The sequence below is a fragment of the Agathobaculum ammoniilyticum genome (assembly GCF_025567315.1).
GTDB classification, from domain to species: domain Bacteria; phylum Bacillota; class Clostridia; order Oscillospirales; family Butyricicoccaceae; genus Agathobaculum; species Agathobaculum ammoniilyticum.
Window position 1 is genome coordinate 41,016 of sequence record NZ_JAOQJE010000009.1, and the last position, 9,676, is coordinate 50,691.

Below are 9,676 nucleotides of genomic sequence, written 5' to 3' on the forward strand. Positions count from 1 at the left end.
TTTGTGAAAGGGGAAAACTGTGTGAAGCGGGATAAAATGCTGCGCGGCGTGCTGCTGACGCTGACGGGCGGTATCTTTTGGGGGCTTTCCGGCGCCTGCGGCCAGTTCCTGCTGCAGGCAAAGGGCGTACCGACCGGATGGCTGGTTTCGGTGCGCCTGTTGTCGGCCGGCGCGATCCTGCTGCTGCTATGCTTGCTGCGGGGCGAAAAGCAGGTGTTCCGCATCTGGAAGCAGGACACCGCCGGCATCCTGGTGTTTGGCGTGCTGGGCATGAGCATGTGCCAGTATACATATTTTTCCGCAATCACATACTCCAACGCGGGGACCGCCACCGTGCTGGAGTATCTTTCGCCGGTCCTGATCCTGGTGTACCTATCGGTCCGCAGCCGCCGCCCGCCACGGGGCATTGAGGTGCTGTCCATCCTGCTGGCCGTGGGCGGAACCTTCCTGCTGGCGACGCACGGGCATCCGGGGGAGATGGTCCTGTCCAGCCGTGCGCTGTTCTGGGGGCTGCTGAGCGCGGTAGCCATGTCGATCTATGCGGTGCAGCCGGTGCCGCTGCTGCATAAATACGGTGCGGCGCTTGTAACAGCATGGGGCATGCTGCTCGGCGGCACGGCGCTGTCCTTCCTGTTCCGCCCGTGGCGGATGCCTGTGACGCTGGACGCCGGGGCGGTCAGCGCGCTCGCGGTCGTTGTTCTGGTCGGCTCGGTCGCGGCGTTCACGCTGCATCTGGAGGGGATCCGATTGGTCGGACCCGAGAAGGGCAGCCTGTTTTCCTCGATCGAGCCGGTGTCCGCGACGGTGCTTGCCGTTCTCTGGATGAAAGCGGATTTCAGCCCGACCGACCTGATCGGCTTTGCACTGATTTTGTCCACCATTTTCCTGCTTGCACGGGATAAGCAGGAGGAATAGGGTGTATGGCAGTAAGCGTCCCCTGGTTTCCTTAGGGAAGCCAGGGGACGCTTTTGTTTAATAACAGCAGGTGAGCTGGTGCTCCTTGCAGTACTGCAGATACTCCTGTGATGGTGCAAGGTCGGTGACCAGAAAATCGAAATCGCTTAAGCGTGCATAGGTGGAAACCGCCACCAGTTCGAATTTGGTATGATCTGCCAACAAATACCGTGTCTGGCTGTTCTTGGTGATCGTGCTTTTGAGCGTACTCTCCCCAACAAAGGTATCGGTCACACCACTTCGCAAGCTGATGCCGGTTGTACCCATAAAAGCCTTTGTGATATTGAAGCGACTTAGCTCAGCGGGGTCGTCTACGGTTAAAGATGCGGTTTTTACGTTCAGACGGCCGCCGAAAGAGATTACATTAATCTGGGGATAGTTCATACATTCCATGATCACATATAAATTGTTGCTCAAAATCGTGACCGAACGTTCAGCAAGATAAGGGAGCATGGTCAGTGTGGTAGTACCAGAATCGATGTAAAGCGTATCCCCGTCGTTGACATGCTGTGCGGCCAGTTTACCGATATATTGCTTCTGATCGGTCAAACAGATGTTTCGCTCGGTAAATGACGCAACGGGACGTCCGATATCGCGGTGCCTGGGGCGCGCGCCCCCATACACCTTTTCTATCACTCCCTTTTCCTCCAGCATGGAGAGATCGCGGCGGATCGTAATTTTAGAACGCTGGAATGCTACACATAAATCGTCGAGAGGAACAAAATCGTGCTTACGGATATATTCCTCCATTTGGTCGAGACGAGAAGTGCGAACGGCCATTTAAGACATCTCCTTTCGTGATTTTTAGGGAAGATGACCTTGTTATTTACCTTTATGATACCTTATCTTTCCACTTTCGTCAATAAGAGAATAAATAATAATGAAACAAATATTATCATTAAAAAGATGAATATTATCATTTAAATATACAAAAAGGAAAGGTTAAGTTTGTATATTTTTAAATATGTCAAATATTGATCGAAATATTGACAAATATTATCGCATGTGTTAAGTTAATGTTAAACAAGAGAGAGATGATTTATTATCGATCAATTTATAAAAACATTTTTGATAAAATTTGATCCAATCTATAAAAAACGATATTATGAAGCGGGAAATGAGTGATGAAATGGATATTATCTGTATTGGCCTGTTAATGTGCGATATCATCGTCAAACCGGTGACCGAAAAGGCGCTGTCTTTGGACGCAACGCCGGTAGACACGATACAGATGCTGCCAGGTGGGGATGCCTGCAATGTAGCCTGTAACGCGGCGGCGCTCGGTATGGAAACCGCGCTTGTCTCTGTCGTAGGGGATGATCCAAATGGCGCGTTCCTTCGGCGCTGGCTGGACGAACGGCATATCGATATCCGTTCGCTGGCAGTACGGGGCGGGCAAACAACTGGCACCAGTATCGCTTTGGTTGAACCGAACGGGGAACGGCATTTTCTGACCAATACGGAGATATTCGATACGCTTTACGCGGAGCAGGTGCCGGAGGAGTGGCTGCGGCAGGCACGCCTGCTCAGCCTGAACGGCCATTACCGGCTGAAGAATCTGGACGACGGAGGGATCGTGCCGCTGTTTCAGAAAGCAAGACAGTATGGAGTGAGAACTGTAGTCGATACGGTTTGGAACCGGAAAGGGGAATGGCTCCCACGCATTGCGCCTACCCTGCGCCATACAGATATCTTTTTGCCGAGCTACCAGGAAGCGGTGCAGATCACAGGTGAGACCGATGTCCGAGCCATGCGGAACGTGCTCAAGCCGTTCGGATTATCAGTATTTGGCGTTAAGCTGGGAGAGAAGGGCTGCTATATGACGGATTTCAAGGAAGAGTTTTTCCTGCCAGCGTTTCCAGTGGAATCGATCGCTTCCACTACGGGGGCAGGAGATTCCTTCGTTGCGGGATTTGAAGCCGCACAGCTTCTGTCGCTCGATCTATATGAGAGCGCGTTGTTCGCATCGGCTGCCGCCTCCTATACCATACAGGCGCCCGGTGCGGTCGGCGGCGTACCGGACGTGGAAAGTGTCCGGCAATATATCCGGAAAAACCGGCACCTGGTAGAAAATATTGCACAGTAGAGAAAGGAGAGTACAGAGTTGAGAGCGCTTGTCAATACCAAAAACATGTTGCTGCATGCCTATGATCACCACTATGCGGTCGGCGCATTCAATGTCAACAATATGGAGGTGATCCAGGGGGTTGCAAAGGCGGCGAAAGAACAGCGGTCGCCAGTCATCCTACAGGCATCATCCTTTACGGGCCAATATGCGGATTTAGGCTATATCGTCGGCATCGCGGAAAACGCGGCGCGGCTGGCGGATGTGCCGGTCGCCCTGCATCTGGATCACGGCGAAGATCTGGAGACCTGCAAGGAGTTCATTCAAGCTGGCTTTACTTCAGTCATGATCGACGGTTCCCACCTTCCCTATGAGGAAAATGTGGCGCTGACGCGAAGCGTCTGCGAATATGCGCACCGGTATGACATCACGGTGGAAGGCGAGCTGGGAACGCTGGCCGGTGTCGAGGATGGCAGGAGCGCGGAACAGTCACTCTATACCGATCCGGAGCAGGCGCGCGACTTTGCCGAACGGACAGGGGTGGATTCCCTCGCAATCGCCATCGGTACCAGCCACGGGGCTTACAAATTTAAACCGGGACAAAAGCCGATGCTGCGGTTTGATATTCTGGAGCAGGTCAGCCGGCTGATGCCGCGTCTGCCGATCGTACTGCACGGGGCATCGTCAGTTAACCAGGAGGATATCGCGGAGATTAATGCAATGGGAGGTGACATCAGCGGAGCAATCGGTATTCCTGAGGAAATGCTGGCACAGGCGTCTCGGCTTGCGGTCTGCAAGATCAATGTGGACACCGATCTCAGGCTTGCTATGACAGGTGCGATCAGAAAATATCTGCATGAAGCGCCGGAACAAATTGATTACCGGAAATACATAGGTGCCGGCAGGGATCACTTGGCTGAACGCGTATCCCATAAAATGAAAAATGTATTTTTAAGCGCAGAGCGCTATTAAAGCATCCAACTATTAATTTTACAGCAGAAGAGAGGAGAAAAAGGAATGAAAAAACTGATCGCAGGAATGCTGGCAGCAATAATGGCTTTTTCCCTGGCCGCATGCGGAGGAGGAACGGACAGCAATGCAAACCCGGGCGGTGAAAACCCGGGCGGCGGACAGAGTGCTGCGGCGGAAGCCACCACGTTGAAATTCAACCTGGTCAAATCCAATACCGATCCCCAGTATGAGTGGTATGGCCGGTTTTTTGACGATCTGGAGGCTGCTTCAAATGGAGAGATCGTCGGCGAGATATATACCACGGAGAGCCTGGGTCCGACAGCGGACGTGATCGAACAGGCTGCGCTGGGTGAACGCGTGGTTGCGGACTGCGACCTGGCATGGCTGGCAAACTATGTACCGGATATGGCGGCGATTATGTCCCCGTATCTGATCCAGAAGCCGGAGGAGATTATGGCGATATGGAATTCTGAGGTATTCCAGGATATGTGTACCGAGTTGGAAGCTCAAGGGCTGCATTTGATCGCGCTGAATTATGAGGGGACTCGTAATCTGCTGACGAAAAAAGATATCACCTCCCGTGCGGATGTCAACGGGCTCAAGATCCGCTGCGCTTCCACGACGATGTGGAATGCTGTGGCAGAAATGCTGGGCGGCAATCCGACAAATATCGCCATGAGCGAAACTTACCAGGCGCTCAGCCAGGGCGTGGCGGATGCGGCTGAGGGTGTGTACTCTGTCATGTATTCGAATAAGTGGAATGAAGTACTGTCGCATGTCATCGAGACCGAGCATTTGGTGGGCTATACAGCGATCGTCATGTCCAGTGAAGTTTATAGCACGTTGTCAGACGCGGCAAAAGCGGCGATGGATGAAACCGCTCAGAAATATATGCAGGAATTCTTGGAGTTGTCTGGCGGCGTACAGGATGAATATAAGCAGAAATTGATCGATGCCGGTGTGCAGGTATCCTCAATTGACAAGACTGAGTTTATCGAGGCGGCAAAGAGCATTCCGGATAAGTTCCCAGATTGGACGCCGGGGGTATACGATGAACTGACAGCTGTACTGGAGGAAGCGCGCGGCAATAAATGACGGCAGTTACAGGGCAGCGCTGTCAAGCCGGCGCTGCCCTTGCCGTATCTGAAAGCGCAACAAAAAGAAACGGGAGGATAATGATTGTATGAAACGGAAAGGAGCAAAGCTGGAGAATACCGTTAACTGGGTCGCATCGGTCATTGGCGGTGTTTCATTGGTGGGCATGGTGGTTCTGATTTCTTTAAATGTTATCAGCCGTTTTCTGTTTGCCACCTCATTCAACTGGGCAGAAGAAGTGACCTACATGCTGTTCAACTGGGCGGTTTTCTTTGGTGTTGTAGTGGTCTACCGGTACCAGGGTTTGACGGCAATTGACGTATTGGTAAACGCTCTGCCGGAAAAAGCACGCCGTGTGGTGCTGATCTTGAACTATGCGCTGATCACGGCGATCTGTGTTGCGCTTGTTGTCTGGGGCTGGCAGTTTGCGATGTCTGCATGGACGCGGAAAAGCCCCTCGCTGCATATCCCTTATTTTTTCTTTGATATTCCGATCCCGTTGGCGGCGGTTTGTCTTGCGGGTTATTCGCTGAAATTCCTGGTTCAGACCATTCGGGGGCAGGAAACCGAAGTGGCGGCTCTGGAAGAACGGTCGTAGGAAAGGAGGAGCTGTTTTGGAACAACTGTGGACATGGCTGCCGATTGTAATTTTGTTTGTGCTGTTTTTTATGCGCGTACCGGTGGCATTTGCGATGTTGATTGCTACCGCCCTGTATTTTGTTTTCAGCCCAAATGCAATGAACGTTTTACTGATGTGCCAGAAAATGGTGGCAGCAAATTCGTCATTCGTGTTTCTCGCTATCCCGTTTTTCACCTGTGCGGGTGTTATCTTTAACTATTCCGGCATCACACACCGGCTGATGGTGCTTGCAGATATGCTGGTTGGCCATCTGGTTGGTGGGCTGGGGCATGTCAATATCGTGCTTTCCACTCTGATGGGAGGCCTATCTGGGTCGGCAATTGCAGATACGGCAATGGAAAGCAAGATGCTGGTGCCTGAAATGGAACGCATGGGTTATTCAAAGGCCTATTCCTGCGTCGTTACCGCGGCGTCTGCCTGTATTACGCCGATCATTCCTCCAGGCATTGTATTAATCCTGTATTCTACGGCGTCCAACGTGTCGGTTGCAAGCATGTTTTATGCGGGCTACCTGCCGGGTCTTTGCATCATGGCGACGCTGATGATACTAAACTATGCAATCTCCAAAAAGCGGAATTACCGCCCTTCGCGTACGGAGCGTGTCACACCCCGAGAATTTGGCCGCGCACTGCTGGATGCAGTTTGGGCGCTGATGGTACCGTTCGGCATCGTAATGGGCCTGCGTTTTGGCGCCTTTACGCCGACCGAGGCGGGCGCTATCTCCATCCTTTACGCAATCCTGGTTGGCGCGTTTATCTATAAAGAGCTAAAGTTTGCGCATATCAAAGCAATCATCATGGAGTCGCTGACAGCAACGGCCGGTGTCATGTTCATTCTGGCGGGCGCGCAGGCGCTGTCCGCTTACCTGACTTGGGAACGTATCCCTATGATGATCTCTGAGGCGATCATCAATGGTATCCATTCGCCATACCTGTTTTTACTGATTGTCAACATCCTGCTGCTGGCCATTGGATGCTTTTTCGATGGCGGCGCGGCGATGATTCTGCTTGCACCGCTGCTTGTACCGGTCGCACAGTCTATGGGTATCAATCTGATCCATTTCGGCATCGTTATGTGTATCAACCTGACAATTGCGGGCTTTTCTCCACCGTTCGGCAGTCAGATGTTTACAACTTGCGGCATCTGCAATTGTCGCATTGAGGATTACATTCGGGAGTCACTGCCTTATATGGGGGCGTTGGTAGGCGTACTGCTGGTACTTACCTTTATTCCGGGGATTGTCATGCTGGTGCCGAATCTGCTGGGCGCTTCATAGCGCGGCAAAGAGGGAATCAATATGAAAAATCAGATAGGACTGCACATGGGATATTGGTGGGGAACCGAAGCATCCGATGATTTAAACCGTATTCTGGAGTTAACCGCGCAGGCAGAACTGGAGATACTGGAAGTCAATCCGGCTTGTCTGCTGCGGATGACGCCGGAAGCATGTCAGAAGCTGTTGCGTCGTGCCAAGGACTGCGGCGTACGGTTTACGCTGAACGGCGGCCTGGATGCAACGAATGACATTGCTTCCGGCGACGAAGCGGCGCGCCGAAAGGGCATTGAATACTGTATCCGGGTGTTGGAACGCATGAGCGAGCTGGAAATGACTCTGTGGTCGGGGGTCAACTACTCCGCCTGGCTGCGGGCGCCGCAGCCAGAGGGGGATGCGCAGGAAGAGAAAGTGCGCGCCTGCGGATATGCGGTCCAAAGTCTGCAGCCGATCCTGCGTGCCGCTGAGCGGGAAGGGATTGATTACTGCTTTGAGGTGGTCAATCGGTTCGAGCAATTTCTGTTTAATACGGCACAGGAGGCAGTGGCATTCGCCGAGGCGGTGGGAAGCCCGCGCGCCAAGGTGCATTTGGATACTTACCACATGAATATCGAGGAGGATAATACCTGTGCCGCGATCTGTTTCGCGGGTGTCAGTGGCCGGCTGGGACACTTCCATGCGGGGGAATCCAACCGGCGAGTGCCGGGGGTCGGCGCGGCCAATCTGGACTGGAGAGCGATTGGGCGGGCGCTGCGTCAAGCCGGCTATGCTGGTGCGGTCGTGATGGAGCCGTTTGTGCTGACTACGGCTTTTAATGCCAAACGCACCCGCGTGTGGCGTGATTTGAGCCATGGCGCTACGCTGCAGCAGCTGGTGTGCGATGCACAGACTGGCGGTCGGTTCCTGCGTGGCATACTGGAAGAATAACGGAAAGGAGCGTTTCATGCAGCAGGAGGATAAGATCAGGGAGCTTCAGGTTTTTGCACAACAGATACGGGTAGAAACCATACGCGCACTCGCAACGCTGGGCTTTGGCCACACGGGAGGCACTATGTCGGTTACAGAGGCATTGGCTGTGCTGTACGGCGGCATCATGAAAATCGATCCCCAGAACCCGGGATGGGAGGAGCGCGACTGGTGCGTTATGTCCAAGGGGCATGCGGGGCCGGCAGTATACGCGGCTTTAGGATTGAAAGGTTTTTTTCCTCTGGAGAATATCTACACATTGAACCAGCCGCATACGGATTTCCCCTCTCACACAGACCGCCTCAAGACCCCAGGGGTAGACATGACGACCGGCTCTCTCGGGCAGGGTATCTCGGCGGCGGTCGGCATTGCTTACGCGAACCGGCTTGACGGACGGGACAATCATGTGTTTGTCATACTGGGAGATGGCGAGTGTGACGAGGGCCAGGTATGGGAGAGTGCGCAATTTGCGGCGCATTACGGACTGGACCGGCTGATATGTCTGGTGGATAACAATAAAAGACAATTGGATGGCCTGTGCAGCGAAGTAATGAGTCATGGGGAAGGCATCGGTGCAAAATTTCGTGCCTGCGGTTGGGATGTGGCCGAGGTACGGGATGGAAACGATGTAGAGCAGGTGTATGAAGCAGTAGACCGCGCGTACCATAACGTCGGAAAGCCAGCCTGCATTATATTGAATACAGTCAAGGGGAAAGGATTGCCCCTGGCGGAGCAGACTGGCGCGCATTTTTCCAGCTTTTCAGCGGAACAGTGGCATGAGACGCTTGCATTTGCACAGCGTGAACTGGAACGTCTGACAGCGCAGGCTTGAAAAGGAGGCAGTATGCAGTATCGAATCGCGGGAAAACATGAAATAGATGAGCGGATGGGCGGGGACGGATATGCACAGACGATGGTCGAGCTGATCGCGCAGGATTCCTCCGTTGTCCATATCGACTGTGATCTTGCTGGCTGCAGCAAAGCGTCGGAGATCGCAAAGGTTTATCCGGCGCAGGTGATTAACGCTGGAATTGCGGAAGCGAATGCAGTCGGCATCGCGGCGGGTCTGTCGGCGGCAGGGAAGATACCGTTTGTGCATTCTTTTGGACCCTTCATCTCACGGCGGGCGTTTGATCAGGCGTTCCTGTCCGCGGCCTATGCGAAGCTGAATGTCAAGCTGATCGGTTCGGACCCCGGTATCTGTGCGGCGTATAATGGCGGCACGCACATGCCGTTTGAGGATTGCGCTCTGTATCTGGCAGTGCCGGATGCAATAGTCCTCGATCCGTCTGATTATGTGATGTTTATTAACCTACTGAAAAAGCTGTATGCGTGGTATGGTGTCAGCTATCTGCGCATGGTGCGCAAAAATTCCGCGCGCATATACGAGGATGGCGCGGATTTTGAGATCGGCAAAGGCGTGCTTCTGCGCGAGGGAAACGATGTAACGATTGTTGCATCGGGACTCTTGGTGGACGAGGCCCTTAAAGCGCAGGAGATTCTGTCAGAACGGGGGATATCGGCGCGTGTGATCGATATGTTTACCTGGAAACCGCTCGACGTAGAGCTGCTGCTCCAGTCGGCTGCGAAAACCGGATGCATTGTAACAGCGGAAAATCATAACTGCACGGTTGGGCTGGGCGCGGCTGTGGCGCGCGTGCTTGCAGAGCATTGTCCGATACCAGTTGAAATGGTCGGCGTACAGGATCGT

General features: G+C 53.4%; 10 protein-coding genes. 9 read left to right on the forward strand and 1 reads right to left on the reverse strand.

The window, feature by feature from the left end; all coding sequences use genetic code 11:
- The first annotated feature begins 3 nt into the window (after nt 1-3).
- On the forward strand, nt 4-915 hold the full coding sequence (locus OCV66_RS10500; protein ID WP_054328004.1) for a DMT family transporter: 912 nt from the start codon (nt 4-6) through the stop codon (nt 913-915).
- A gap of 57 nt (nt 916-972) precedes the next feature.
- On the opposite strand, the gene OCV66_RS10505 is transcribed toward OCV66_RS10500, so the two are convergent.
- Nucleotides 973-1,734: a DeoR/GlpR family DNA-binding transcription regulator gene (locus tag OCV66_RS10505; RefSeq protein WP_054328003.1), complete on the reverse strand. Its 762-nt coding sequence runs from the start codon at nt 1,732-1,734 to the stop codon at nt 973-975.
- A gap of 337 nt (nt 1,735-2,071) precedes the next feature.
- On the opposite strand from OCV66_RS10505, the gene OCV66_RS10510 reads away from it, so the two are divergent.
- The 8 genes from OCV66_RS10510 to OCV66_RS10545 form a co-directional block, all read left to right on the forward strand.
- Nucleotides 2,072-3,040 (forward strand): carbohydrate kinase family protein, encoded by a 969-nt coding sequence (locus OCV66_RS10510; protein WP_107631282.1) that lies wholly within the window; start codon nt 2,072-2,074, stop codon nt 3,038-3,040.
- Between the two features lie 18 nt (nt 3,041-3,058).
- Nucleotides 3,059-3,991, forward strand: a complete 933-nt coding sequence (locus OCV66_RS10515; RefSeq protein ID WP_256435209.1) for a ketose-bisphosphate aldolase — start codon at nt 3,059-3,061, stop codon at nt 3,989-3,991.
- Nucleotides 3,992-4,036: 45 nt separating this feature from the next.
- Nucleotides 4,037-5,086 carry a TRAP transporter substrate-binding protein DctP gene (gene dctP / locus OCV66_RS10520; protein ID WP_054328001.1) on the forward strand — a complete coding sequence of 350 codons (1,050 nt, stop codon included), beginning with the start codon at nt 4,037-4,039 and terminating at the stop codon, nt 5,084-5,086.
- Nucleotides 5,087-5,174: 88 nt separating this feature from the next.
- Nucleotides 5,175-5,684, forward strand: a complete 510-nt coding sequence (locus OCV66_RS10525) for a TRAP transporter small permease (RefSeq protein ID WP_107631281.1) — start codon at nt 5,175-5,177, stop codon at nt 5,682-5,684.
- 16 nt (nt 5,685-5,700) lie between these two features.
- Nucleotides 5,701-7,002: a TRAP transporter large permease gene (locus tag OCV66_RS10530; RefSeq protein ID WP_054327999.1), complete on the forward strand. Its 1,302-nt coding sequence runs from the start codon at nt 5,701-5,703 to the stop codon at nt 7,000-7,002.
- 21 nt (nt 7,003-7,023) lie between these two features.
- Nucleotides 7,024-7,926, forward strand: coding sequence for a sugar phosphate isomerase/epimerase family protein (locus OCV66_RS10535; RefSeq protein WP_107631280.1), 903 nt, complete (start codon nt 7,024-7,026; stop codon nt 7,924-7,926).
- Nucleotides 7,880-8,797, forward strand: a complete 918-nt coding sequence (locus tag OCV66_RS10540; protein WP_242977873.1) for a transketolase — start codon at nt 7,880-7,882, stop codon at nt 8,795-8,797. Before OCV66_RS10535 ends, OCV66_RS10540 begins: the two co-directional genes overlap by 47 nt.
- 12 nt (nt 8,798-8,809) lie before the next feature.
- Nucleotides 8,810-9,676, forward strand: an 867-nt coding sequence (locus OCV66_RS10545) for a transketolase family protein (RefSeq protein ID WP_147574280.1), incomplete at its 3' end; no start/stop codon positions are given.